Source organism: Thermus albus (assembly GCF_022760855.1).
In the GTDB taxonomy this organism is placed as follows: domain Bacteria; phylum Deinococcota; class Deinococci; order Deinococcales; family Thermaceae; genus Thermus; species Thermus albus.
Genome location: NZ_JAKTNR010000002.1, coordinates 1 through 23,220, shown reverse-complemented (window position 1 = coordinate 23,220; position 23,220 = coordinate 1). Strand labels below are relative to the sequence as shown.

Sequence of the window (23,220 nt, the reverse complement as noted above, 5' to 3'; positions counted from 1 at the left end):
GAAACTCTCCGACAGGAATGGGTAAAACCCTCCGTCTTGTGAAAGAGGGAGCAAGCTTTAACTTGGGCCCAGGAGGTGAGGGATGGAACTCTTGGGCTGGGTCACGGCAAGCCTCTTCTCCCCACCAGGGGAAGCCCTCTTCCGGGAACTCCACGCGGGCACCCTGGAGGAGGCTTTGGAGGAGCTCACGGGCCATCCCGTGGCCCTGCCCAGGGTGCCCCCCCAGGAGCTCCAAGCCGCTTACACGGCCCTATTCGTCTCCCATCCCCACGGCCTCCCCGCCCCCCCCTATGCGGGCTATGCCTTGGACGGGGAACTTTTCGGCCCCTCCTTCCACCGGCTCCAGGAGCTGTACCGGGAAGGAGGCCTGGAGGTGCGGGCCAGCTGGCGGGACCTCCCCGACCACATCGCCGCCCTTGGGGAGGCCATCGCCTTGTTGGCAGGCAAAAACCCCCATTTAGCCCAAAGGCTTGTCCGGGAGTTCCTCAAGCCCTGGCTGGACCGCTTTGCCCCCCAGGTGAAAGCCCACGACCCCACGGGCTTCTATGCCACCCTGGTGGACCTCTTGCAGGAGGGTATCTATGCAAAGACGGGACTTTCTGAAGCTTAGCACCCTGGCCGCAGGCGCCCTGGCCCTAAGGGGGGGTACCCCTGCCAAGGCGGTGAGGGCCCCGTGGTACCAGGGGGACGTGCGGAGCGTCTTCCAGATCTGTGAGGGCTGCTTCTGGCGCTGCGGCATCGTGGCCCACGCGGTGGGGAACCGGGTCTACAAGGTGGAGGGCTATGAGGCCAACCCCAAAAGCCGGGGCCGACTCTGCCCCCGGGGGCAAGGAGCCCCCCAGACCACCTACGACCCCGACCGGCTCAAGCGCCCCCTGATCCGGGTGGAGGGAAGCCAACGGGGCGAGGGCAAGTACCGGGTGGCCACCTGGGAGGAGGCCTTGGACTACGTGGCCCATAGGATGCTCAAGATCCGGGAGGAACATGGCCCCGAGGCCATCGCCTTCTTCGGCCACGGCACTGGGGACTACTGGTTCGTGGACTTCCTCCCCGCCGCCTGGGGCAGCCCCAACGCCGCCAAGCCCTCGGTCTCCATCTGCACCGCCCCCCGAGAAGTGGCTGCCCAATGGGTCTTCGGCCGGCCCATCGGCGGCCACGAGCCCATAGACTGGGAAAACGCCCGCTACATCGTCCTGATCGGCCACCACATCGGGGAGGATACCCACAACACCCAGCTCCAAGACTTTGCCCTAGCCCTCAAGCGGGGAGCCAAGCTGGTGGTGGTGGACCCCCGCTTCTCCACCGCCGCCGCCAAGGCCCACCGGTGGCTTCCCATCAAACCGGGAACCGACACCGCCTTGCTCCTGGCCTGGATCCATGTCCTCATCTACGAGGACCTTTACGACAAAGAGTATGTGGCCAAGTACACCACGGGCTTTGAGGAGCTCAAGGCCCACGTGAAGGACTTCACCCCCGAGTGGGCGGAGAGGCACACGGAGATCCCCGCCGAGACCATCCGCCAGGTGGCCCGGGAGATGGCGGCCCACAAGCCCCAAGCCGTGCTGCCCCCCGGCCGGCACACCGTGTGGTATGGGGACGACACCTACCGGATGATGGCCCTCTACTACGTGAACGTCCTCCTGGGGAACTATGGCCGCAAGGGAGGCTTTTACATCGCCCAAAGCCCTTATCTGGAGAAATACCCTACCCCACCCCTACCTTTGGAACCCGCGGCCGGGGGATGCGCTGGCCCAGCTGGAGGCGACCACGAGCCCGAGGGCTTCAAACCCAGGGCCGATAAGGGGAAGTTCTTCGCCCGCACCACCGCCATCCAGGAACTCATAGAGCCCATGATCACCGGGGAGCCCTACCCCATCAAGGGGCTCCTCGCCTACGGGATCAACCTCTTCCATTCCATCCCCAACGTCCCCCGCACCAAGGAGGCCCTGAAGGAGCTAGACCTGTACGTGGCCATTGACGTGCTGCCCCAGGAACACGTGATGTGGGCCGATGTAATCCTGCCCGAGGCCACCTACCTGGAGCGCTACGACGACCTGGTGACCGTGGCCCACAAAACCCCCTTCATCCAGCTTCGGGTTCCAGCCCACGAACCCCTCTTTGACACCAAGCCCGGCTGGTGGATCGCCCGGGAGCTGGGCCTCCGCCTGGGTCTGGGCGAGTTCTTCCCCTGGCAGACCATTGAGGAATACCTGGACACCCGACTCCAGAGCATTGGCTTTGACCTGGAAACCCTAAAGGGGATGGGCACCCTGGTGCAGAAAGGTAAGCCCTGGCTCGAGGACTGGGAGAAGGAGGGCCGGCTTCCCTTCGGGACACCTTCCGGAAAGATTGAGCTCTACTGCCAGGCCTTCAAGGATGCCGGCCACCAACCCTTGCCCGTCTTCATCCCCCCTGAGGAACCTCCCGAGGGCTTCTACCGCCTCCTCTATGGCCGAAGCCCCGTGCACACCTTCGCCCGCACCCAGAATAACTGGGTCCTCATGGAGATGGACCCGGAAAACGAGGTCTGGATCCACCGGGAAGAGGCCAAGAGGCTAGGCCTAAGGGACGGGGACTACGTGGTCCTGGTGAACCAAGATGGGATCAAGGAGGGTCCGGTGCGGGTTAAGGCCACGGAGAGGATCCGCAAGGACTGCGTCTACCTGGTCCACGGCTTTGGCCACAAGGCTCCCCTGATGAAGATAGCCCACGGCCGCGGAGCCTCCGACAACTACCTCCAGACCCGGTACAAGCTGGACCCCATCTCGGGAGGAGCGGGCCTTAGGGTGAACTTCGTCCGGCTGGAGAAGGCGGAAAAACCCAAGCTTCCCAGCCCGGCTTCCCTGGCTAAGCGCCCCTTTGACGAAAGGAGGATGTGATGCCCCGTTACGCCATGGCCATTGACCTTAGCCTCTGCGTGGGCTGTGCCGCGTGCGCGGTGGCCTGCAAGATGGAAAACCAAGTGCCCCCAGGGGTTTTCAACCTCTGGATTCGGGAGCGGGAGCTGGGCACCTACCCGGACCTGGTGGTGGAGTTCCGCCCCGAACAGTGCCTGCACTGCGAAAACCCGCCCTGCGTACCTGTGTGCCCCACGGGGGCTAGCTACCAAACCCAGGACGGTCTGGTCCTGGTGGACCCAAAAAAGTGCATTGCCTGCGGGGCCTGCGTGGCCGCCTGTCCCTACGATGCCCGCTACCTACATCCAGAGGGCTACGTGAGCAAGTGCACCTTCTGCGCCCATCGCCTAGAGCGAGGCCGAGAGCCCGCCTGCGTGGAAACCTGCCCCACCCTTTGCCGTACCTTCGGGGACCTGGACGACCCGGAAAGCCCCGTATCCCGGGCCCTGCGGGAAGCGGGACGGGTGGATGTCCTGAGGCCGGAGCTGGGCACCAAGCCCAAGCTCTTCTACCTAAATGCCCCCTCCAAGAAGGGGCTCACCCAAGAGAGGGAGGTGCGCCATGACTGAGTTCTACGGGCTTCCCAACGCTGGGGAATTCTGGCACTGGACCAATGCACTCCACTTCGTGCTGGTGGGGCTAGCGGGAGGCATGGCCCTTCTAGCAGCCCTCCTACACCTGAAAGGCCTCGAGGAGGCCCGGCGTTACACCCTTTGGGCCCTGGCCCTGATCGCTTTGGACCTCCTGGTGCTTTGGGCAGAGTCCCCGGCTCGCTTTCGCTTCACCCACATCTGGCTCTTCCTCACCTTCCACCCCACAAGCCCCATCTGGTGGGGGTCCTGGAGCCTGGCCCTTTCGTTTCTCTTGGCCGGGCTTCTCTATCTGGGCAAGGGTCCGAGGAAACTTCTGGCCATGGGCCTCCTGGCCTTCAGCTTGGTGGCCTTGGCCTATCCGGGCATGGCCTTGGCGGTGAACCTAAACCGTCCTCTATGGAACGCCCTTTTGGCGGGTCTTTTCCCCCTCACCGCCATGGTCTTGGTGCTGGGCGTGGCCGCCCTCCTGAAGAGCCCCTGGGCCCTATACCCCTTGCGCATCCTCCTGGGGGCCTCCTTGGTCTTGGCCTTCCTCTACCCCTTTACCTTGAGCCTCGAGGCCCGGGAGCACCTTTGGGAGGAAGGCGGGATCCTCTATGGGCTTTTCCTGATCCTAGGCCTCGGGGCCATGTGGAAGGAAAACCTGGCCCCCTGGGCCGCTTTCCTGGCCGCGGCGGGGCTGAGGGCCCTTTTGGTGACCGTAGGCCAGTGGCAAGGACTTGGCCTTTAGGGGAGGGAATCCCCTAGGGAATGAAGGAGGTGCAGCATGAAAGGCATGCGGAAACTGGCTTGGTTCGGGCTTCTTCTGGTCCTACCGGTTCTGGCGCAGGCGACCACCGCCACCTTCTCCGCCATGACGGTGAGGGAGGTGGGGAACTTCCTCGCCACCTTGCCGGCGGACTTCTACGCCATCCAGCCCGCCGCCGCCAAGCAGATGATGGACACCCTGGACGTCTTCATCCTGGACGTGCGGGAACCCTCGGAGTTCAAGGATGGCCGCATCCCTGGGGCGGTTAACATCCCCATCCGGGAGCTGCCCAAGCGGGTGGGCGAGATCCCTAAGGGTAAGCCCATCATCATCTACTGCGGCATCGGGCACAGGGGTGCCATAGGCTTGGTGTTCCTCCGGGGGCAGGGGTACAACGTGAAGAGCATCCTGGGAGGCTTTAAGGCCTGGACCGGGGCTAACCTGCCGGTGGAGAAGTAGGCGCTAGCCAAGGAGCCGGGGAGGGGCTTAGGGCCCCTCCCCTTGCCTCCTCACCCCTGGTCAAAGTAGGTGAGCTTGGGCTGCTTGTTGGCCCGCACCTCATCCAGCCGACGGACGGGGGTGGTGTAGGGGGCCCCTTCCAGCCACTCCCTGGGCTTTTGCAAGAGCTCCCCAAGGGCCTTGGCGAAGGCCTCGAGGGTCTCCTTGCTCTCCGTCTCCGTGGGCTCCACCATCAGGGCCTCCTTGACAATCAAGGGGAAGTACACGGTGGGCGGGTGGAAGCCCAGCTCCAGAAGCCCCTTGGCCAGGTCCAGGGTGCGGAAGCCCGCGGGCGGCTGGGCCACGAACTCGTGCATGCAAGGCCCGTCGTAGGGGATGCGGTAGCCCCTTTCCTTGAGGAGTTCCTTCAGGTAGCGGGCGTTCAGGACGGAAAGGGCTGCGGCCTTCTTAAGACCCTCTAGCCCTAGGGTGCGGATATAGGCCCAAGCCCGCACCAAGGCCAGGAAGTTGCCGTAGAAGCTGCGCACCCGGCCGATGCTCTTGGGGAGGTCAAAGTTTAGGTGGAAGCCCTCCTCTCCCCTTTCCACCGTGGGCACCGGGAGGTAAGGGGCCAGGTGGGCCTTCACCCCCACGGGCCCGGAACCGGGGCCGCCTCCCCCATGGGGCACGGTGAAGGTCTTGTGCAGGTTCAGGTGCACCACGTCAAAACCCATGTCCCCAGGCCGGGCCCAGCCCATGATGGCGTTGAGGTTGGCGCCATCGTAGTAGAGCTGCACCCCCGCCTCCTTGCTCAGGCGGGCGATCTCCAGGATCCGCCTTTCAAAAAGCCCTAGGGTGTTGGGGTTGGTGAGCATGATGGCGGCCACATGGGGGCCCAGCTCCCGCTTTAGGGCCTCGAGGTCCACCTCCCCATCCGGCCCCGAGGGGACCTCCCGCACCTGGTAGCCCGCCATGCTGGCGGTGGCGGGGTTGGAGCCGTGGGCGGAGTCCGGCACCAACACCACCCGCCTCTCCTTCCCCTCCCCCCGGTCCTGGTGGTAGGCGCGGATGATGAGGATCCCGGTAAGCTCCCCGTGGGCCCCGGCGGCCGGCTCTAGGGTGATGGCGTCCATGCCGGTGAGGGCCTTCAGGTACTCCCCAAGCTGCCACATGAGCTCCAAGGCCCCTTGGGCGGTCTTCGGGTCCTGGTAGGGGTGAAGGTCGGCGAAAAGCCGCACCGCCTCCTCATGGAGCTTGGGGTTGTACTTCATGGTGCAGCTGCCCAGGGGGTAGAAGGTGGTGTCCACCCCCACCTGGCGGCGGGAAAGCCCCGTGTAGTGGCGCACCAGGGTGAGCTCGTCCACCTCGGGAAGCCTTGGGGGCTTCTTCCGCAAAAACTTTTCCGGGATATACCGGCTGGCCTCGGGCACCTCCTCCACCAGCCTGAGGCCCCGCCTCCTTGGGCGGCTCCGTTCAAAGATGAGGGGATAGCTCATGCCAACACCTCCCGCATGGCCTCCGTAAGGGCCATAAGGTCCTCTTCCCGGTGAAGTTCCGTGGCGGCGAAAAGGGCCAGGTTCTCCCCATACTCCTTGGGCACTGGGGTAACCGCATGCACACCCCGCTTGGCCAAAGTCGCCCGCACCCCATGGGGATCCTTAGGAAGCCTCAGGGCGAACTCGTTGAAGAAGGGCTTCGGGGTAAAGGGCGCCACCCCGGGGATCTCCAAGAGGAGTTCCCAAAGGCGGTGGGCCATGGCCACGCCCTTTAGGGCCACCTCCTTAAGGCCTTCTGGCCCCAAGGCCGCCAGGTACATGGCCCCCATGAGGGCGGTGAGCTGGGCGTTGGTGGTGATGTTGCTCTTGGCCTTGGCCCGGCGGATGTACTGTTCCCGCGCCTGCAGGGTAAGGATATAGCCCCGCTTGCCCTCGGCATCCACGGTTTCCGAAACCAGCCGTCCGGGAAGCTGGCGCACGAAGGCTTTCTTGGTGGCCAGGTAGCCGAAGTGGGGCCCGCCAAACCCCATGGGCAGACCCAGGGTCTGGCCGTCCCCCACGGCGATGTCCGCCCCGTAGGCCCCGGGCGGCTCCAGAACCCCGAGGGAAAGGGGGTCAGCCACTACCACGAAAAGCGCTCCCACGCGGTGGGCAGCATCGGCTAGAGGGGCCAGGTCCTCCAGGGCGCCCAGATAGTTGGGGTTTTGCGCCACCACCGCCCCCGTGCCCTCGGGTATCTCCCCTAGGGGCGTACGGCCCTCCCGCAAAGGCCAGGTGCGAAGCTCGGCCCCTACGGCGTCCAGGTAGCTTTGGAGGACTTCCCGGTACTCGGGGTGCACCCCTTGGGAAACCACCACCCGCATCCTCCCCGTCTCCCTGAGGGCCAAAAGGACCCCTTCCGCCAAGGCGGTGGCCCCGTCGTACATGGAGGCGTTGGCCACCTCGAGGCCCGTCAGCTCCGCCACCATGGTCTGGTACTCAAAGATGGCCTGCAAAACCCCCTGGCTTACCTCCGGCTGGTAAGGGGTGTAAGCGGTGAGGAACTCCCCCCGGCTTGCCAGGGCCTGGACCACGGGCGGGGTGTGATGGCTTCGTATCCCCCCTCCCAAAAAGGCCTTGAAGGCAGGCTTGTTGTTCGCCGCAAGCCGCTTGAGCTCCTCCAACACCGCCCACTCCGGTAAGGGCTCGGGCAGGGAAATCTCGGGGTTTAGAACCTCTTGGGGCAGGTGCAGGTAGAGGTCCTCGAGGCTTCCCGCCCCCACCCGTTCCAGCATGGCCTGGATCTCCTCCTCCGTATGGGGCGTGTAGTCCATAGGTCCATCCTTAAACAAAACCCCCGGGCCATTTGACCCGGGGCCACAGAAGGGCTCCGCTGCCCGGCTAAGGACATCCGGGCACCCCAAAGCCCAAAGCCCGCCATACCGGCCGCCCTACGCCTCGCTTTCCAGGACCTCCTGGTAGCCAGCGGCATCCAGAAGGTCGTCCAGGTGCCCCATGTCCAGGGGGCGAAGGCGGAAGATCCAACCCTCCCCGTAGGGGTCCTGGTTGATGAGCTCCGGGGTCTTCTCCAAGGCGGCGTTCACCTCCACCACCTCCCCAGCCACAGGGGCATAGATGTCGGAGGCGGTCTTCACACTCTCCACCACGGCCACCGCCTCCCCCTTCTCCACCCTGCGCCCCACCTCGGGGAGCTCCACGTAGACCACGTCCCCCAGGGCATCCTGGGCGTAGTCGGTGATGCCCACTAAAACCGTATCCCCTTCGGGCAGGGCCCACTCGTGGGTCTTGGTGTAAAAGCGGTCCTTGGGTATGTCCATAGCGCCTCCTAACCCCCGCTATTTTAGCGGTACAAAGGGCAAAGGGCTAAGGGAAGCCCCAACCTTCCGTCCCCTGACCTCCACCACAAAAGGTCCCTCCGCCTCCTTCTCCACATAGGCCAAGGCGATGCCCCTTTCCAATAGGGGAGAATAGCCCCCGCTGGTCACCCGGCCCACCGCCCGGTCACCGGAGTACACCCCATACCCCTCCCGGGGAATCCCCACCTCCAACACCAGGCCGATGAGCTTATCCGCGCACGGCGTGGCCAGCATCGCCTCCTTGCCGTAGTACTCCTTCTCCCTCTTCACCACCCAGGCCCAGGGGGTGCACAGGGGGTTGGTGGCGTCGGTGAGCTCGTGGCCGTAAAGGGGAAAGCCGGCTTCCAAGCGCAGGGTATCCCGGGCCCCTAGGCCTGCGGGTTTGGCCCCCGCCGCCAACAGGGCCTCAAAGACCTCTTCGGCATCCCCCGGGGCCAGGAACAGCTCAAAGCCATCCTCCCCGGTGTACCCGGTCCGGGCCAGGCGGGCGGGCCGGCCCGCCACACGAGCGGCGAACACGTCGTTCTTCTTCCTTTGCGAAAGGTCGGCATCGGTCAATCCCTGGAGGAGGGAGGCCGCCTTAGGCCCCTGGAGGGCCAGAAGGGCGGTTTCCTCCGAGACGTCGGTGAGCTCCACGGCAAAGCCCCGGGCAAGCTCCTTCAGGTGGGCAAAGTCCTTGGCGATGTTGGCGGCGTTCACCACCATGAGGTACTCCTCCTCCGCCAGACGGTACAGGTAGATGTCGTCCACCACCCCCCCGCGGGCGTTGGGAAGCATGGAGTACTGGGCCCGGCCCACCCTAAGCTTGGAGGCATCGTTCACCGTGGCCCACTGGAGGAAGGCCAAGGCCCCAGGGCCCCGGATGAGAAACTCCCCCATGTGGCTCACGTCAAAAAGCCCCGCCTCCCGGCGCACGGAAAGGTGCTCCTCCAGGATGGAGGTGTACTGCAAGGGCAGAGCATAGCCGGCAAACTCCACCATGCGCCCCCCGTGGCGCAGGTGGGCTTCATAAAGGGGTGTCCGCTTCATGGCAAGCCCATCCTACTAAAAGAATTCCCGGCGCAAGGCCTCGGCGGAGTTGTCCTCCAAGACCTCCTCCCGCTTGGTGGCCCAGGCGGGGAAGGGAAAGCGCAGGAGAAGGGGCACAGGGATCTCCGGCTGGTGCAGGATCACCGCCCCTTGGGGCAGGATCAGGGCCCGTTGGCGGAAGGAGGTGGGGAGGTAGCGGTACTCGGGCCGCTCGGCCTCGGCGGCATCCAGCCTGCCCACCACCCGGATGGCGGCGTTGCCCACCACCCTCCGCTCCACCTCGCTGGCCGTCTGCTGCGCCCCGATGAGGATGACCCCCAAGGAGCGGCCCCGTTCGGCGATGTCCAGGAGCACGTCCTTGATGGGGCTTTCCTCGTCCCGGGGAGCGTACTTGTTGAGCTCATCCAAGACCACGAAGACCCGCCCCCGGTACTGGCCCCGCTCCTTCTTGGCGAAGAGGTCGGAGAGGAGGCTACCCACCACGAACATCTGGGCCTGGGGGGAGAGCTTGGCCAAGTCCACCACGTGCACCTGATGGCTACCCGAAAGGGGGTCCGGGGGGTTGCCCGGGCGGTCTCCCCGGATCAGGTGGCCCACGTTCTCCACGCTGGAGCGGAGGCGGCGCACAAAGGCCTCGAGGGTCCCCCGGGCCTGGCGGGCCACCCAGGTGCTGTCCCCCTCCCCCTTCCCTCCCTCAGGTCCCAGAAGCTTGTACTCCAGGTACTGCACCAGTTGGGCGAAGCTTTTCAACCGCACCCGGCCCAGGTCGTCAAAGGTGATCTCCTCTGGAAGCTCCGCTCCGGGCCAGTCCGAAACCAGGAGGTGGGGGCCCTTCTGCCCTTCCGCCAGCCGCCTCAGCTTTTCCGTCACGTGGACGATGAGGTAGCCCAGGTTGCTCATCCCCCCCCGGTCGGCAAAGAGGAAGGGAAGAAGCCCCTTCTGGGCAAACTGCACCAGGTCCCAGTAGTAGGCCTTCACCCCCTCCATCCGGGTTTCCACGTTGGGAAGGATCCCCTCCCCCCCCTTCTTGGGCGGGGCCAGGAAGTACACGCTCCTAAAGGGCCCCGGGTCAAGGCCCAGCTTCTCGTAATCCCTTCTGGCCTCCGGGGAAAGGCGCAGGTTGGGCTTGTCCAGGAAGAGGAGGTCTTCCCCCTTCACGTTGAAAAGGAGGACCCGGGCCTGGTGGGCGTCCTCCAGGACCCCGCTTTCCAAGAGGCTCTTCAGGAGGAAGGTGGCGTAGCTGGTCTTGGCCGCCACCCCGCTGATCCCCGAGATGTTGACATGCCCCCCCTTAACCCCGTTCAAAAACTCCAGGTTGAGGTAGGCCACCTCCCCGTTTTTCAGAAACCCTGCGGGAAGCTTGGTGCTTCCCCTTTGGTTTTTCATGGCCTCGTAGTAGAGGGCCAGTTCCAGGTCCTCCCCTTGGGCCAGGTAGACGGCAGAACCTGGGTCTGGGGGGAAAAACTCCTCGGGCACGATGCGGGTCACGCTCACATGGGCCACATAGGCCAGGCTCACGGGGATCTTGCCCTCCACCGCCAAGAAGGTGTCGGTATCGTAGCTTTCTCCCTCATGGGCCTTGGCCACGTGGTCCACCATGCCGAAGTAGCGCACCCTACCCACCTTGGGGTGATAGCCCTCCACCACCACCAGGTCGTCCAGGCGCAAAAGCCCTTCCCCTTCCACCCCCACCCAGAACTCCAAGGGGGTGGCCTCCCGCCGACCCAGCACCACACCGATCCGTTGCCCGTTTTCCGGCCCACCCATCATCCACCTCCCAGATACCGGGCCAGGATGCGGCCCACCAGATCCCGGCTTCCCATCCTACGGGATAGCTCCCGTTCCAGGCTTCCCACGGGCAAGAGGTTCTGGGGGGCCCGGGGGTCTTTAACCGGATGGGAGGCCAGGGCCGGGAAGAGGCTTAGGGAGAGGTCCGCCAGGCCCTTGGCCTCCGGAGAAAGGGGGGTTTCCACCCGCAGGAGGCCGCTTTCGGGAGGCCGTACCCCCTCGGGAGGAAGGGGCAGGCGCAGGTACCAGCTGGCCAGCTCCCGCCCTCCTCGGCGCACGCGGAACATGGGGGTCCGCTCCCCGGGCCTTAGGGTGGGGATGAGGGCCTCCTTGTCCTCAGGGAGGTAGCGGGCCCAGTGGGTTTTGATGTAGCCCAGGACCGGACCCTGGCGCCTAAGGCGCACCGGGCCATCCACGATGAGGAGACCCCCCTCAAGGCCTTTGGCCAGGTCCTCTTCCAAGAGGGCCCGGGCCTTGGCCAAGCCCTCCTGCAAGGCCGTGGGGGAAAGGGGTTCCCCACCCCCTTCCAGGGGCAAGGGCTCATACACCAACTCCCCTAGGCCCAAGGGTTCCCAAAGCCCCACCCCCACCCGGCGCACCCGGGGTTCCAAAAGGCGCATTCCCCCCCCCGCAAACGCCACCGCCCCGGCGGCCACACACCCCAAGAGCACCAGCCTCCGGCCGTCGAAGATCAAGGCCTCGGCCCGCTCCCGCCCATCCACGAAGTAAAGGGGCTCTGGCCAGGGCACGGGCGGGGCCCCCTTGGCCTCCCAAGGCTCCTCCAAAGGGTGGAAGGGGTAGCTCCCCCCTGAATCCTGGAGGTTGGGCGGGTCCTCGCCTGGCCCGGCCAAGGCCTCTGTGCGAAGGGGTTCTAAGGAGTAGAGCCGCCAGGCCATGGCCTTAGATTACCGGGGCTGGGCGGTAGGGGAGGTACTTGGGCTCCCAGAAGCGGCTGCGCACGAACTCCATAAGCCCCTTGAAGGAAAGCCCCTTCACCCGTTCCTCCTCCGCCACGCCCTCCTCGAGGGCCTTCTGCATCACCCGGGCCGCCACATAAGGGGACACCTCCCTAAGGCGGGCCACCGGGGGGTAAAGGAGCTCGGGGAAATGGCTTTGCGTGTAGTCGTAAAGGGCGTAAGCCGCCTCTAGAACCATCCCGTCCGTCACCTCCCGGGCCCGGGCCAATACCGCCCCCAGCCCCAGGCCGGGGAAGATGAAGGCGTTGTTGCCTTGGCCAATGGGAATCGTCCGCCCCATGTACCCCACTGGGGGGAAGGGGCTCCCCGCCGCCACCAAGGCCCTCCCTTCCGTCCAGTAGATGAGATCGTCCGGCAGGGCTTCGGAGGCGGAAGTGGGGTTGGAAAGCGGGAAGATAACAGGCCTTGGGGTATTTTCCAGCATGGCCCGCACCACGGGTTCGGTGAAGCTCCCCCCTTGGCCGGAAAGCCCAAGGAGCACGGTGGCCCTAGCATTGCGGATCGTTTCCAGTAGGTTCGGATACGGGCCTGAAAAGTCCCACCCCGCAACCCGCTCGGGCTTTTGCGCGTAAGGTTGCTTGTAGGGCTCCATGCTGCGCCCTGCCAGGAGCAACCCCTTGGAGTCCAAAACCAGGATCCGGGCTTGGGCCTCCTCCTCCGAAAGGCCTTCCCGTTTTAGGCCCTCCTTCAACGCCCAGGCCACCCCAATCCCCCCGGCCCCAGCCCCGTAGATGACGATGGTCTGCTCCGAAAGCTTCTCCCCCTTCAGGCGGCAGGCGGAGAGCACCCCCGCCAGGGCCACCGCCCCCGTGCCTTGGATGTCGTCGTTGAAGGAGGGCACCACCTTGCGGTAGCGCTCCAGCACGTGGAAGGCCGCTTCCTTGGCGAAGTCCTCCCACTGGATGAGGGCCTTGGGGTAGCGCTTGCGCACCGCCTCCACGAAGCGGTCCAGGAAGCGGTAGTACTCCTCCCCCCTTAGGCGCTTGTGCCGCACCCCCAGGTAAAGGGGGTCCTTGAGGAGGTCCTCCCGGTCCGTGCCCACGTCCAGCTCCACGGGAAGGGTTTTATCCGGGCCCACACCCCCGGCGGCGGTGTAGATGGTGAGCTTTCCGATGGAGATGGCCATGCCCCCATATCCCTGGTCCCCGATGCCCAGGATGGCCGAGGAGTCCGTGGCCACGATGAGGCGGACCTCCTCCAAGGGCACGTTGGCCAGGGCCTGGTCTATGAGGTCAATGTTGCGGGTGCTGGCGGTAAAGCCCCGGGGATACCGGTAGATGTGGGAAAACTCCCGCACCGCCTCCCCCACCGTGGGGGTGTAGAGGATGGGGAGCATCTCCTCCAGGTGGTCCACCAACAGGGCATAGAAGAGGACCTCGTTGCGGTCCTGGAGGTGGCGCAGGTAGATGTGCTTCTCCAAAGGGCTTTGGATAAGGCGGTAGCGGCGGTAGACCCGCTCCTTTTGCTCCTCCAGGGTGTTCACATGGGGAGGAAGGAGGCCCTCGAGGCCCAGGGCTCTTCGCTCCTCCTCGGTGAAGGCCGTACCCTTGTTGAGGAGGGGAAGCCTAAGGAGAAGAAAACCGGAGACATAGGGCTCCAGGTACCGCTCACCCCGTTCGTCCCGTTTGACGTCGTAATAGCGGCTAACCGGCATAGCCCTATTCTTCCACTGCCAAGGCGGCAAGGCTAGGGTGTGGAGTCGTGACGACTCTAACCCCCCTATCTTCCCCAAAGCCAACCGAGCAAAAAGAAGGGGCCCAGCAGGGCCCCTGTCTTGTTTAGCGTCCGCTGGCTACCCTACGGCGAAGCCTGTCATGGAACCCTTTGCCAGGCAACGAGTCTTTGGCCTGGCTTGAACAAGTCGCAAGGGTGAAAAGCAGAAAACCCGGGGTGTGACCCCGGGTTTTTTCCCTTCCCATGGTGGTGGGCGGCGTAGGACTTGAACCTACGACCTCTCGCGTGTGAGGCGAGCGCTCTTCCGCTGAGCTAGCCGCCCCTAAGCCTTTTGCAGGGTAGCACGGGGCCAGGAGGCCTGTCAAGCAAGGGGCCTGACCCTCCTCTGACAAAGAGGGGGCTAGACTGAAGGCATGGCCACGGTCCTTCTGGTGGAGGACGAGCCCGCGGTACGGCTAGGGGTGAGGCTGGCCCTGGAAAAAGCCGGGCACCGGGTGCTGGAAGCCACCACCGTGGGGGAGGCCTGGCGGCTTCTGGAGGAGGCGGAAGCCGTGGTCCTAGACTGGATGCTTCCCGACGAGCCCGGGACAAAGCTTTTGGATCGGATGCGCCAAGGCCCCTTCCCCGAACTGCCCGTTCTGATGCTCACCGCCCGGGCCGAGGTACGGGACCGGGTGGAAGGGCTTTCCCGCGGAGCCGACGACTACCTGGTGAAGCCCTTCGCCACAGAGGAGCTTCTGGCCCGCCTCGAGGCCCTCCTGCGGCGCGCGGGCAAGCGGAAGGTGCTCAAGCATGGGCCCTTGGTCCTGGACCTAGAGCGGAAAGAGGCCAGCCTCGAGGGCCAGCCCCTTCCCCTCACCCGGCGGGAGTTTGAACTCTTGGCCTTCCTGGCCCAGCGCCCGGGCCGGGTCTACTCCCGGGAGGAGCTCCTGGAAGCGGTATGGGGCCACGACTACCTGGGTACCCCCCGGACCGTGGACCAGCACGTGCTCCAGCTACGGGAAAAGCTTTTGGAGGACTCCAAGGCCCCCCGTTTCCTGGAGACCGTGCGGGGTATGGGGTACCGCTTCAAGACACCCACAAGGCCGACCGAGGGGGAAGGGTGAAGGAGCTTTTGACCGAGGCCTGGGAGGAAGCTTTAGAGGGGTTGGTTCTCCACCAAGGGAGGCAGGTCCTCTACCTGAACCCCAAGGCGGCGGAGCTTTTGGAGGTGAAACGGGAAAGGGTGGTGGGCCGCCCCCTCCTCTTGGCCCTCCGGGACCACCGCCTCGAGGCCTTGGCCCTTCACGGAGGGGAGCGCACCCTCCAGGTGCGGGGCCGCACCCTGAGGGCTAAGGCCCTGCCGGGCCGGCTCTACCTCCTGGACGAGACCGAGCTCCATGAGCGCCTCGTGGCCCTAGAGGAAGCCACCCAGGCCCTGGCCCACGAGCTCCGCACCCCTTTGGCGGGGATGGGGCCCCTCCTGGAGGTCCTTACCCCCAAAACCCGGGAGGAGAAGGAGGTGCTGGACCTCCTCAAGGCCGAGGTGGCCCGCCTTTCTCGGCTGGTGCGGGACCTCTCCCTAACCCAACCCGGCCCCAAGCGCACCTTTGTCCTGCAAGAGCTCTGGCCCCGCCTGCAGAAACTTTTCCGGGAAAGGCTTGAGGGAAGGCAACTGGAGGTTCACCTACCCCATACCGTCCACACGGATCCCGAGGCCCTCTTCCAAATCCTCCTGAACCTCTTGGACAACGCCCTCAAGTACGGCCGGGATCCCATCCGCCTCCTCTCCCGGGAGGCGGCGGGACGTTTGCGGGTGGAAGTCCGGGACCAGGGGCCCGAGCTCCCCGATTACGAGGCCCTCTTCCTCCCCCGTCACCGGGGGTTCCAAGGGGGCGCAGGCCAAGGCTTAGGGCTTTACCTGGTGCGGCGGATCGCCCAGGGTCTAGGCGGGGAAGCTTACGCCCATAGGGAGGGAGAGGAAAACGTCTTTGGCGTGGCTCTTCCTCTACACTAGGGAAAGGAGGCGGCATGAGGGAAGTATTGGATAAGGCGCTGAACGAACTCTTGGAAGAAACCCTAAGGATGCTCTCCCTGGTGCGGGAGATGACCCAGGAGGCCACGGAGGCCCTGGTGGAGGGCAACCGGGCCAAGGCGGAGGAGGTCATTGTCAAGGACAGGGAAGTGGATGCCCTGGAGCTGAAGATTGAGAACCAGGCCATCACCCTCATCGCCCGCCACCAGCCGGTGGCCTCGGACCTGCGCCTCATCTTCACGGTGATCAAGGCCCTCACCGACCTGGAGCGGGCCGGGGACTACGCCATGCACGTGGCCGAAGATGCCCTCCTTCTGGCCCAGGACCCACCGCTTAAGCGGTACGTGATCCTCCAGGAGATGGCCAAACGCCTTCTGGAGATGATGGACACCCTGGGCAAGGCGGTGGCGGAAAAGGACCCCGCCCTAGCCCGCCAGGTCCTGGCCATGGACGACCAGGTGGACAGCCTCTACGAGGAGGTCACCCGGGAACTCATCACCTACATGCTGGAAGACCCCCGCACCCTCACCAAGGCCCTAACCCTCATGCGGGTGGCCCGCAGCTACGAGCGCCTAGGGGACCATCTGGAAAACGTGGCGGAAAGGGTCATCTACTGGCTTACGGGCGAGGTCTACAGGTCCCCCGAGGACGTCTACTGATAGGCCGCCAAGGGGTGGGGTCCTACTCGGCCTCCACCTCCTCCACCCCTTGGCGGCGGCCCGCCTTCCACTCCAATCCTGCCCAGATGAGGTCCAGGAGGTCCCCATCCAGGACGTTCTGGGGGTCAAAGCGCATGAGGCCCGTGCGGTGGTCCTTCACGTACTGCTTGTCCAGCACGTAGCTGCGGATCTGGCTTCCCCACTCAATGGGCCGCACCTCACCCCGGAGCTTGCGGAGCTCCTCCTGCTTTTTCTTCCACTCCAGCTCGTAAAGGCGGGAGCGGAGCACCTTCATGGCCAGCTCCCTGTTCTTGATCTGGCTCCGGGTGGCCTGGCTGGTGACGGTGATCCCCGTGGGCAGGTGAACGATGCGCACCGCGCTATCGGTGGTGTTCACCCCCTGGCCCCCATGGCCTTGGGACCGGAAGACATCAATACGCAGGTCCTCAGGCCGGATCACCACCTCCACGGTGTCGTCCACCTCGGGCATCACCTCCACCCCCGCGAAGGAGGTGTGGCGGCGCCCCGAGGCGTCAAAGGGGGAGGGGCGCACCAGACGGTGGACTCCGGCCTCTGGGGAAAGGAGGCCATAGGCGTTCTCCCCCCGCACGATGAGCTGGGCGTAGTCAATGCCGGCCTCCGCCCCCGGGGTCAGGTCCACCAGCTCCACCTGGAAACCCTGGCGCTCGGCGAAGCGGGTATACATCCTTACGAGCATCTCCGCCCAGTCGCAGGCCTCCGTGCCCCCTGCCCCGGGCTGGATGGTGAGGATGGCGTTCTTCTCCGCATGGGGGAAGGAGAGGAGGGTTTCGTGGTAGAGGTCCTCCAGCTTCCTGGCCGCCTCCTCCAGCTCAGGCCTCAAGGCCTCCCGCTCCTCCGCGGGGAACTCCTGCCAGAGCTCAAGAAGGCCCTCCAGATCGCTCTTTAGGGAACGGAAGGTGTCCACCGTGCGCCGTAAGCGCGCGGCCTCCCGGCTCACCCCCCTGGCCTCCTCTGGGTTCTGCCAAAGGGCCGGGTCTTCCAGGCGCTTTTCCAACTCTTTTAGACGAGCTTCCTTACCGGGGATGTCAAAGATACCCCCGGAGGTTTTCCAGACGCAGGGCGAGAAGATCCAGGTCCATACCTTCCCCAGTATAAGGGACTCAGCAGGGAATCACAAGGACCCTTTACATTACCGCGCGCATATTTTATGCTAACTAAAAGGAGGTGAACCGTGGATCTTAAGCGGCTGGCGCAGGAACTCCGTACCCGCTTCCCCCAAGGCTTGGACGGGGAACGGGAGGGCCTGGTGCGCGCCCTGGAGGAAAAAGGCGCCTCCCCCAGCGAGGCCAAGAGGCTGGCCGAGGCCCTGGAGGCCCAAGGCTACGCCCACTACCTTCCCGGGGAAAAAAGCCGGTGGGTCTTCCTCTCCAAGCCCCTGGACCTCACCGCCCTCATGCGAACCCTGGACCAGGAGTACCGGGAGTTTGTGGGGGAAGGGGATGAGGAAGAGGAGGCCTTGGCCTTTCTCACCGCCAAGCTGGAAGGGGATCGGGCCGTGGCCCAGGAGGTTCTGGAGGCCCTACGCCTGGCGGGCTACGTAGAAAAAGGGTACAGCCCCGAGCTGGAGCGGGAGCGGCTCTTCTTCCGCTTCCCTGAAGCCTTGCGCCTTTTTTCCTAAGGCCTTCTCCTAGGACCCCCTAGTCCGCCGCCAGGGCCAAGGGCACCTCCGCCAGGTTCACCCTGGCCCCTAAGGCGACTAGCCGTTCCTCCAGGTGCTCGTAGCCCCGCTCCAGGAAGTACACCCCCTCGATCTCGGAAACCCCTTCCGCCGCCAGGGCGGCCACCACCAGCCCGCCCCCGGCGCGGATATCCAAGGCCTTCACCTGGGCCCCGTGCAAACGCTTCCCGTTCACCAAGAGGGTGCGGTCCCGAAGGTAAAGCTCGGCCCCCATCCGGGCCAGCTCCCCCACGTGGGTGAAGCGATCCGGGTAGACCCGGTCCATGATGGTGCTCTGCCCGGGCACCGTGGCCAGGTAAGCGGTGACGACGGGCTGCAGGTCCGTGGGAAACCCCGGGTACTCCCGGGCCTCCACGGCGAAGGGCTCGGGGTGGGAAGTGGCCTTTAGCCTTACCCAATCCCGGCCCACCTCCACCTTATGCCCGGCCTGTTGCAGCTTATCCAAAAGAGCATCCAGGTGGTCGGGGCGGGCCTCAAAAAGGGTGATGGACCCCCGGGTGGCCGCCGCTGCCAGGAGGTAGGTGCCGGCCTCGATCCGGTCGGGGATGATGCGGTAGGTGCCTCCGCCCAGCCGCCGGGCACCCCGGATGTGCAGGATGGGGCTACCCAGGCCCTGAACCTCCACCCCCAGCATCTGCAAGAAATGCCCCAGGTCCTCCACCTCGGGTTCCACCGCCGCCTGGACCAAGGTGGCCTCGCCCCCCAAGGCCACGGCCAGCATGGCCTGCTCCGTACCTCCCACCGTGGGCAGGTCAAAGACCACCCGCCCCCTTAGGGGCCGGGTCCTACGGGCGTGGAAGGTGCTTTCCTCCTCCACCACCTCCGCCCCCAAGGCCCTTAGGGCCTTCACGTGCTGGTCCACGGGCCGGGCCCCAAAGGCACACCCTCCCGGCAGGGAGATCCGCCCCTCCCCCACCCGGGCGAGGAGGGCCCCCCAGACGATGAAGCTGGCCCGCATCTGGCCCACCAGCTCATAGGGGGCATGGGTGCTCTGGATCTCGGGGGTGTGCAGGTGCAGGGTGCGCCCTTCCCACTGGTAACGGGTGCCCAGGTGAGCTAAGAGCTCCAGCATCACCTCCACGTCCCTGAGCCTCGGCACCTCCAGAAGGGTGATGGGCTCGGGGGTGAGGAGGCTGGCTGCCAGGATGGGCAAAGCGGCATTTTTGGCTGGATAAATGCGCAACTCACCGGAAAGGGGCTGGCCTCCCTCAATCCGCAAGATCCTGCTGCCCCGCCGCGAGTCCTTGAGCATCATACACACCTTACTCAAGGTGAGGATAAAAGGGCTGGTCCACATTGTCAAGGGCATGCGCTCTTTGCTACACTCTTGCAAGGGAAGGTATGCCCAAGAGAGAAAAAAAGCGGCTGCAGGTGGTCATCTCCGAGGAGCAGGACGCCCTCCTCACCCGGGCGGCCTACGCCCTTTCCAGCCCGGAGAGGCTGGTGTCCAAGTCGGAGGTGGTGCGCTTAGCCATCGCTAAGATAGCCCAAGAACTGGAAGGCCGTAAGGAAGAGCTGGCCGAACTCCTAAGGCAACTGGAGCCTGAAGAATAAAATGACAGGCATGGTCTTGGGCGGAAGGTACCGCCTCGAGGCCTCCTTGGGCTCTGGGGGGATGGCCGAGGTGTGGCGGGCGGTGGACGAGCGCTTGGGGCGCAAGGTGGCGGTGAAGCTCCTCCATCCCCGGGCCCTGCCCCCTGAGAGGGAACGGTTCCTCCTGGAAGTGCGGGCCCTTTCCCGCCTCTTCCACCCGGGCATCGTCCAGGTTTTGGACCTGGGGGAGGTGGAAGGGCGCCCCTACTTCGTGATGGAACTGGTGGAAGGGGGCACCTTTGACCGCCTGGGCCCCTTTGAGGAGGGTCCGGAAGGGGAGCGCATCCTGGAAGCCGCCACCCAGGTGATGGAGGCCCTGGCCCACCTCCACGCCCAAGGCATCCTCCACCGGGACCTCACCCCCAAGAATATCCTTCTCACCAAGGAAGGCTACCCCAAGGTGATGGACTTCGGCCTGGCCTACCTCCTGCAGGAAAGCCGCCACCTCACCCGCACCGGCTACACCCTGGGCACCCCCACCTATATGGCCCCGGAACAGGCCAAGGGCCTCCCCCTCACCCCCAAGGCGGACCTTTACAGCCTGGGGGCGGTCCTCTACCGCACCCTCACCGGTAAACCCCCATTTGAGGGGGAAAACGATCAGGCGGTTCTCTTCCAGCATGTCTACGAACCTCCCAAGCCCCCGCAGGATCTGAACCCCGCCATCCCTACCGGGGTGGCGGAGGCAGTCCTATCCCTGTTGGCCAAGCACCCCGAGGAACGGCCCTCCCACCCCGGCCTCTTCCAGGGCCCCCTCCAGGAGCTTCAGGGCCTTCGGCTGTCCACCCCCCGGGCCGGGGCCAGCCGCTCGGGCCACTACCCCCTGGCCCCCGACCCCCGCAGGCTCTCCCTGAAAGGGAAGGTGGAACTGGGAGGGGAGGCGGCTTGGCCTGGGGAGATGGTCCACGCCCAGGGCCGGGTCTACCTGGGAGCAGGACGGGGTTTGGTGGAGGTGGACCTCCTTTCGGGAATGGTGCGCCGGGAAAGCCTTCCCGAGGAGGTCACCGCTCCCCCCGTGGTCCGGGGTGGGGTGTACGTGGCCGCCTGGGACGGCCGGGTACGCCGTTTCCGAGGCCAGGCCTTGGAGTGGAGCGCGGAAACCGGGGCGGAGATCACCGCCGCCCCTTTGGTCTTAGGGGAGCGGGTCTTCGTGGCCAGCCGGGATGGAAGCCTATACGCCTTTGCAAGGGACCGCCTCCTCTACCGCTTCCAAGCGGGGGGACACCTTTCCGCCAGCCCCACCTTCCACCGGGGCCTCCTTTTCCTGGCCTCGGAGGACGGGTTCCTCTACGCCCTGGACCCGGACTCCGGAGCGCTACGCTACAAGGTGAAAACCGGTCCCGTGCACGCCCCCGTGGCCGCCTACCGGGGGGTGCTTTTCATCCCCACCTGGGAGGGGGAGGTTTACGCCTTTGACCCCTTGAGCCGGGAAACCCTCTGGAACACCTCCGCAGAAGGGGAGATCTGGGGGGGAGTGGCCCTGGACGAGGAACGGGTCTACGTGGCCGCTTGGGATGGGATACTAAGGGCCCTGGACCAGGCCACGGGGGAGGAGGTGTGGAGCCTCGAGGTGGGAAAGGTAACCGCAGGCCTTTCCTATGCTGCCGGCCACGTCTATGTGGCCACGGAGGAGGGGCGTTTTTTGGCCGTGGACCAAAGGGGGCAGGTGGTCTTTGAGGCCACGGGCCTGGGGGCGGTCCAGGTACCTCCTTTGCCCTTGGCCCAGGAGGTGTTGGTGGCCAACCTGGCGGGGAAGCTTTTCCGCTTTGGCGTAGGATAGGGGCATGGAAGCGGTCAGCACCGATAAAGCCCCTCAAGCCATCGGCCCTTACTCCCAAGCGGTGCGGGCGGGTGGGCTGGTCTTCGTCTCCGGCCAGATCCCCCTGAGGCCCGACGGCACCTTGGTGGAGGGGGATATCCGCGCCCAGACGGAGCAGGTGATGGAGAATCTGAAGGCCATCCTGGAAGCCGCGGGATCTTCCCTATCCCGGGTGGTGCAAACCACCTGCTTCCTAGCGGACATGGAGGACTTTCCTCCCTTCAACGAGGTCTACGCCCGCTATTTCTCTCCCCCCTACCCCGCCCGGGCCACGGTGGCGGCGAAGGCCCTGCCCAAGGGGGTCCGGGTGGAGGTGGCTTGCCTTGCCCTGGCGGATTAAGGCAAAAAGGCAAAAAAGCGTACAATACCCTCATGACGCCAGGGCAGGAAAACCAAGCCCAAGAGCTCCTGCACCGCTTCCGCCAAGGGGATACCCGGGCCTTGGCCCGGGCCCTCACCCTGGTGGAAGCGGGGCACCCTTTGGGCCAGGAACTCCTAAAGCGCCTACGAGGACAGGGCCAGGCCAAGGTGGTGGGCGTCACGGGAAGCCCGGGGGCAGGCAAAAGCACCCTCACGGACCGCTTGATCCTGGAGGCCAGAAAGCGGGGGGAGCGGGTGGGGGTTTTGGCCGTGGACCCCTCCAGTCCCTTCACCGGGGGGGCCATCCTGGGGGACCGCATCCGCATGATGCGCCACCACCAGGACCCCGGGGTCTACATCCGTTCCTTGGCCTCGAGGGGAGCCCTGGGGGGCCTGGCGGGGGCCACCGTGGCCGCCTTGGCCCTCCTGGAGGCCTTCGGCTTTGACCGCATCTTCGTGGAAACCGTGGGGGTGGGCCAAAGCGAGGTGGACATCGCCCGGGTGGCGGATACCACCTTGCTGGTCCTCACCCCGGCGGCGGGGGATGCGGTGCAGGCCTTCAAGGCCGGGGTGATGGAGATCGCCGACCTTTTCGCCGTGAACAAGTTTGACCTACCCGGGGGGGAGAGGATCATCCAGGAGCTGAAAAGCGCCTTGGAGCTAGCCCCACCCCGCCCCGGGGGCTGGCGCCCCCCCATTTACCCCACGGTGGCGGCCACGGGGGAAGGGGTGGAAGCCCTCTTTGAGGGTCTGGAAGCCCATTACCAGCACCTTCTAGCCCACGGGCTCCTCGAGGCCCACCGTCTGGAGCGGGCCCGGTTTGAGGTGGAAAGCGTCATCCAGGAGTGGGGGCGGAAGAGGACCCAAGGTGCAGAGGACCTGGTAGCCAGGGTGGCCCGGGGGGAGCTTTCCCCGGAAGAGGCCGCCTGGGCCCTCCTGGACCCCAAGGCCCACCCCTAGGCCTCGGGCCCCGGGGAGGAATCCAGCCGGGAAGGGCGCCAACGGGCCAGGGCCTTGCGCAGCATCTCCCGCTCGTTGGGATAAGAAAGCCGTTCCAGAGCTTCGGAAACTGGTAGGAAGAAGGCCGCCTCCACCTCGGAAAGCTGAGGCTTGGGCTCGCCTCCCCGGTAGGCCATGAGAAAATAGTGCACCTCCTTGCTCACCGTAACCGGTTCTCCCCCGTTCCTCACGGTGAAGTAGTAGCGCACCTTGCCCAAAGGGGAAAGCGCCGTCGCCTCCACCCCGGTCTCCTCCCGCACCTCCCGCACCGCCGTTTCCGGGTAGCGCTCCCCGGGCTCCACCTGGCCCTTGGGCAGGGTCACCACCCGTCCCCCCTTCAGGGACACCACCAACACCTCCGGCCCCCTCCCCCGCAGGACCACGCCCCCGGCGGACACCACCCGTTTCCTGGCCACCCGGACCTGTCGCTTCCTTCGCACTCCTCCTCCCGGCAACAAAAAAGGGCGCCCGAAGGCGCCCCCAAAGGACCTAAAAAAGGGGAGAGCAGGGCCTTCATGCTCCTTAGAAAGGAGGTGATCCAGCCGCACCTTCCGGTACAG

23 protein-coding genes and 1 tRNA gene are annotated in these 23,220 nt (G+C 65.5%); 13 read left to right on the top strand and 11 right to left on the bottom strand.

Annotated features, from left to right (window positions below; translation table 11 throughout):
* Nucleotides 1–82 precede the first annotated feature (82 nt).
* The 5 genes from L0D18_RS02100 to L0D18_RS02080 are packed head-to-tail and all read left to right on the top strand — an operon-like array spanning nt 83 to nt 4,697.
* Nucleotides 83–610 (top strand): TorD/DmsD family molecular chaperone, encoded by a 528-nt coding sequence (locus tag L0D18_RS02100; protein ID WP_243027074.1) that lies wholly within the window; start codon nt 83–85, stop codon nt 608–610.
* On the top strand, nt 582–2,879 hold the full coding sequence (locus L0D18_RS02095) for a molybdopterin-dependent oxidoreductase (protein WP_243027073.1): 2,298 nt from the start codon (nt 582–584) through the stop codon (nt 2,877–2,879). Before L0D18_RS02100 ends, L0D18_RS02095 begins: the two co-directional genes overlap by 29 nt.
* Complete coding sequence (locus tag L0D18_RS02090; protein WP_243027072.1) at nt 2,879–3,466, top strand: 4Fe-4S dicluster domain-containing protein; 588 nt, start codon at nt 2,879–2,881, stop codon at nt 3,464–3,466. The genes L0D18_RS02095 and L0D18_RS02090 overlap by 1 nt, the downstream gene beginning before the upstream one ends.
* Nucleotides 3,459–4,220: a polysulfide reductase NrfD family protein gene (locus L0D18_RS02085; protein WP_243027071.1), complete on the top strand. Its 762-nt coding sequence runs from the start codon at nt 3,459–3,461 to the stop codon at nt 4,218–4,220. The genes L0D18_RS02090 and L0D18_RS02085 overlap by 8 nt, the downstream gene beginning before the upstream one ends.
* A 36-nt stretch (nt 4,221–4,256) precedes the next feature.
* Nucleotides 4,257–4,697 carry a rhodanese-like domain-containing protein gene (locus L0D18_RS02080; RefSeq protein ID WP_243027069.1) on the top strand — a complete coding sequence of 147 codons (441 nt, stop codon included), beginning with the start codon at nt 4,257–4,259 and terminating at the stop codon, nt 4,695–4,697.
* A gap of 50 nt (nt 4,698–4,747) precedes the next feature.
* On the opposite strand, the gene gcvPB is transcribed toward L0D18_RS02080, so the two are convergent.
* From gcvPB to L0D18_RS02040, 8 genes are all read right to left on the bottom strand, one after another.
* Entirely contained in the window at nt 4,748–6,172 is a 1,425-nt protein-coding gene (gcvPB, locus tag L0D18_RS02075; RefSeq protein WP_243027068.1) for an aminomethyl-transferring glycine dehydrogenase subunit GcvPB, read from the bottom strand.
* A complete protein-coding gene (gene gcvPA, locus L0D18_RS02070; RefSeq protein WP_243027066.1) occupies nt 6,169–7,485 on the bottom strand; it encodes an aminomethyl-transferring glycine dehydrogenase subunit GcvPA in 1,317 nt (438 codons plus the stop codon). Before gcvPA ends, gcvPB begins: the two co-directional genes overlap by 4 nt.
* Before the next feature lie 117 nt (nt 7,486–7,602).
* Complete coding sequence (gene gcvH, locus L0D18_RS02065; protein ID WP_114312099.1) at nt 7,603–7,989, bottom strand: glycine cleavage system protein GcvH; 387 nt, start codon at nt 7,987–7,989, stop codon at nt 7,603–7,605.
* An 18-nt stretch (nt 7,990–8,007) separates the two neighbouring features.
* The gene (gcvT, locus tag L0D18_RS02060) at nt 8,008–9,057 is read right to left on the bottom strand and encodes a glycine cleavage system aminomethyltransferase GcvT (protein ID WP_243027064.1); all 1,050 of its coding nucleotides are present in this window, start codon (nt 9,055–9,057) and stop codon (nt 8,008–8,010) included.
* Nucleotides 9,058–9,072: 15 nt separating this feature from the next.
* Nucleotides 9,073–10,827: an ATP-binding protein gene (locus L0D18_RS02055; protein ID WP_243027063.1), complete on the bottom strand. Its 1,755-nt coding sequence runs from the start codon at nt 10,825–10,827 to the stop codon at nt 9,073–9,075.
* Nucleotides 10,824–11,741, bottom strand: coding sequence for a DNA double-strand break repair nuclease NurA (locus L0D18_RS02050; protein WP_243027061.1), 918 nt, complete (start codon nt 11,739–11,741; stop codon nt 10,824–10,826). The genes L0D18_RS02055 and L0D18_RS02050 overlap by 4 nt, the downstream gene beginning before the upstream one ends.
* 4 nt (nt 11,742–11,745) lie before the next feature.
* Entirely contained in the window at nt 11,746–13,476 is a 1,731-nt protein-coding gene (locus L0D18_RS02045; protein WP_243027059.1) for an NAD-dependent malic enzyme, read from the bottom strand.
* 267 nt (nt 13,477–13,743) lie between these two features.
* Nucleotides 13,744–13,818 (bottom strand) — tRNA-Val (locus tag L0D18_RS02040).
* A 91-nt stretch (nt 13,819–13,909) separates the two neighbouring features.
* On the opposite strand from L0D18_RS02040, the gene L0D18_RS02035 reads away from it, so the two are divergent.
* Genes L0D18_RS02035 through phoU form a run of 3 tightly spaced genes read left to right on the top strand, consistent with a single transcriptional unit; the run spans nt 13,910 to nt 16,169 of the window.
* Nucleotides 13,910–14,602 carry a response regulator transcription factor gene (locus L0D18_RS02035; protein WP_243027057.1) on the top strand — a complete coding sequence of 231 codons (693 nt, stop codon included), beginning with the start codon at nt 13,910–13,912 and terminating at the stop codon, nt 14,600–14,602.
* Nucleotides 14,599–15,492 carry a sensor histidine kinase gene (locus L0D18_RS02030; protein ID WP_243027055.1) on the top strand — a complete coding sequence of 298 codons (894 nt, stop codon included), beginning with the start codon at nt 14,599–14,601 and terminating at the stop codon, nt 15,490–15,492. Before L0D18_RS02035 ends, L0D18_RS02030 begins: the two co-directional genes overlap by 4 nt.
* Before the next feature lie 14 nt (nt 15,493–15,506).
* Nucleotides 15,507–16,169: a phosphate signaling complex protein PhoU gene (phoU, locus tag L0D18_RS02025; RefSeq protein ID WP_243027054.1), complete on the top strand. Its 663-nt coding sequence runs from the start codon at nt 15,507–15,509 to the stop codon at nt 16,167–16,169.
* Between the two features lie 22 nt (nt 16,170–16,191).
* On the opposite strand, the gene prfB is transcribed toward phoU, so the two are convergent.
* Nucleotides 16,192–17,290, bottom strand: a protein-coding gene (prfB, locus tag L0D18_RS02020) for a peptide chain release factor 2 (RefSeq protein ID WP_243027053.1) whose coding sequence is annotated in 2 segments (ribosomal slippage) — nt 16,192–17,238 and nt 17,240–17,290 — 1,098 coding nt in all. Because the reading frame shifts where the segments join, the coding sequence is not laid out codon by codon here.
* 92 nt (nt 17,291–17,382) lie between these two features.
* On the opposite strand from prfB, the gene L0D18_RS02015 reads away from it, so the two are divergent.
* Entirely contained in the window at nt 17,383–17,829 is a 447-nt protein-coding gene (locus L0D18_RS02015) for a hypothetical protein (protein ID WP_243027052.1), read from the top strand.
* A gap of 19 nt (nt 17,830–17,848) precedes the next feature.
* Here L0D18_RS02015 and murA read toward each other — a convergent pair whose 3' ends face one another.
* Nucleotides 17,849–19,144 carry a UDP-N-acetylglucosamine 1-carboxyvinyltransferase gene (gene murA / locus L0D18_RS02010; RefSeq protein WP_243027051.1) on the bottom strand — a complete coding sequence of 432 codons (1,296 nt, stop codon included), beginning with the start codon at nt 19,142–19,144 and terminating at the stop codon, nt 17,849–17,851.
* Nucleotides 19,145–19,230: 86 nt separating this feature from the next.
* On the opposite strand from murA, the gene L0D18_RS02005 reads away from it, so the two are divergent.
* The 4 genes from L0D18_RS02005 to meaB are packed head-to-tail and all read left to right on the top strand — an operon-like array spanning nt 19,231 to nt 22,621.
* Nucleotides 19,231–19,443, top strand: coding sequence for a transcriptional regulator (locus L0D18_RS02005; RefSeq protein WP_243027049.1), 213 nt, complete (start codon nt 19,231–19,233; stop codon nt 19,441–19,443).
* A 1-nt stretch (nt 19,444) separates the two neighbouring features.
* Nucleotides 19,445–21,262 carry a protein kinase domain-containing protein gene (locus tag L0D18_RS02000; protein WP_243027048.1) on the top strand — a complete coding sequence of 606 codons (1,818 nt, stop codon included), beginning with the start codon at nt 19,445–19,447 and terminating at the stop codon, nt 21,260–21,262.
* Between the two features lie 4 nt (nt 21,263–21,266).
* The gene (locus tag L0D18_RS01995; protein WP_243027047.1) at nt 21,267–21,641 is read left to right on the top strand and encodes a RidA family protein; all 375 of its coding nucleotides are present in this window, start codon (nt 21,267–21,269) and stop codon (nt 21,639–21,641) included.
* A 32-nt stretch (nt 21,642–21,673) separates the two neighbouring features.
* The gene (gene meaB / locus L0D18_RS01990; RefSeq protein WP_243027046.1) at nt 21,674–22,621 is read left to right on the top strand and encodes a methylmalonyl Co-A mutase-associated GTPase MeaB; all 948 of its coding nucleotides are present in this window, start codon (nt 21,674–21,676) and stop codon (nt 22,619–22,621) included.
* Here meaB and L0D18_RS01985 read toward each other — a convergent pair.
* Nucleotides 22,618–23,100, bottom strand: a complete 483-nt coding sequence (locus tag L0D18_RS01985) for an NUDIX hydrolase (protein WP_243027045.1) — start codon at nt 23,098–23,100, stop codon at nt 22,618–22,620. The genes meaB and L0D18_RS01985 overlap by 4 nt on opposite strands.
* Nucleotides 23,101–23,220: the final 120 nt, after the last annotated feature.

Excerpts from the sequence above, each read along its gene's own strand:
- gcvPB (WP_243027068.1), bottom strand. The coding sequence starts at position 6,172 with ATGAGCTATCCCCTCATCTTTGAACGGAGCCGCCCAAGGAGGCGGGGC.
- L0D18_RS02085 (WP_243027071.1), top strand. The coding sequence starts at position 3,459 with ATGACTGAGTTCTACGGGCTTCCCAACGCTGGGGAATTCTGGCACTGG.
- L0D18_RS02045 (WP_243027059.1), bottom strand. The coding sequence starts at position 13,476 with ATGCCGGTTAGCCGCTATTACGACGTCAAACGGGACGAACGGGGTGAG.
- gcvPA (WP_243027066.1), bottom strand. The coding sequence starts at position 7,485 with ATGGACTACACGCCCCATACGGAGGAGGAGATCCAGGCCATGCTGGAA.
- L0D18_RS02090 (WP_243027072.1), top strand. The coding sequence starts at position 2,879 with ATGCCCCGTTACGCCATGGCCATTGACCTTAGCCTCTGCGTGGGCTGT.
- L0D18_RS02100 (WP_243027074.1), top strand. The coding sequence starts at position 83 with ATGGAACTCTTGGGCTGGGTCACGGCAAGCCTCTTCTCCCCACCAGGG.
- L0D18_RS01995 (WP_243027047.1), top strand. The coding sequence starts at position 21,267 with ATGGAAGCGGTCAGCACCGATAAAGCCCCTCAAGCCATCGGCCCTTAC.
- L0D18_RS02035 (WP_243027057.1), top strand. The coding sequence starts at position 13,910 with ATGGCCACGGTCCTTCTGGTGGAGGACGAGCCCGCGGTACGGCTAGGG.
- phoU (WP_243027054.1), top strand. The coding sequence starts at position 15,507 with ATGAGGGAAGTATTGGATAAGGCGCTGAACGAACTCTTGGAAGAAACC.
- L0D18_RS02080 (WP_243027069.1), top strand. The coding sequence starts at position 4,257 with ATGAAAGGCATGCGGAAACTGGCTTGGTTCGGGCTTCTTCTGGTCCTA.
- meaB (WP_243027046.1), top strand. The coding sequence starts at position 21,674 with ATGACGCCAGGGCAGGAAAACCAAGCCCAAGAGCTCCTGCACCGCTTC.
- L0D18_RS02005 (WP_243027049.1), top strand. The coding sequence starts at position 19,231 with ATGCCCAAGAGAGAAAAAAAGCGGCTGCAGGTGGTCATCTCCGAGGAG.
- L0D18_RS02095 (WP_243027073.1), top strand. The coding sequence starts at position 582 with ATGCAAAGACGGGACTTTCTGAAGCTTAGCACCCTGGCCGCAGGCGCC.
- L0D18_RS02000 (WP_243027048.1), top strand. The coding sequence starts at position 19,445 with ATGACAGGCATGGTCTTGGGCGGAAGGTACCGCCTCGAGGCCTCCTTG.
- gcvH (WP_114312099.1), bottom strand. The coding sequence starts at position 7,989 with ATGGACATACCCAAGGACCGCTTTTACACCAAGACCCACGAGTGGGCC.
- L0D18_RS02050 (WP_243027061.1), bottom strand. The coding sequence starts at position 11,741 with ATGGCCTGGCGGCTCTACTCCTTAGAACCCCTTCGCACAGAGGCCTTG.
- L0D18_RS02055 (WP_243027063.1), bottom strand. The coding sequence starts at position 10,827 with ATGATGGGTGGGCCGGAAAACGGGCAACGGATCGGTGTGGTGCTGGGT.
- gcvT (WP_243027064.1), bottom strand. The coding sequence starts at position 9,057 with ATGAAGCGGACACCCCTTTATGAAGCCCACCTGCGCCACGGGGGGCGC.
- murA (WP_243027051.1), bottom strand. The coding sequence starts at position 19,144 with ATGATGCTCAAGGACTCGCGGCGGGGCAGCAGGATCTTGCGGATTGAG.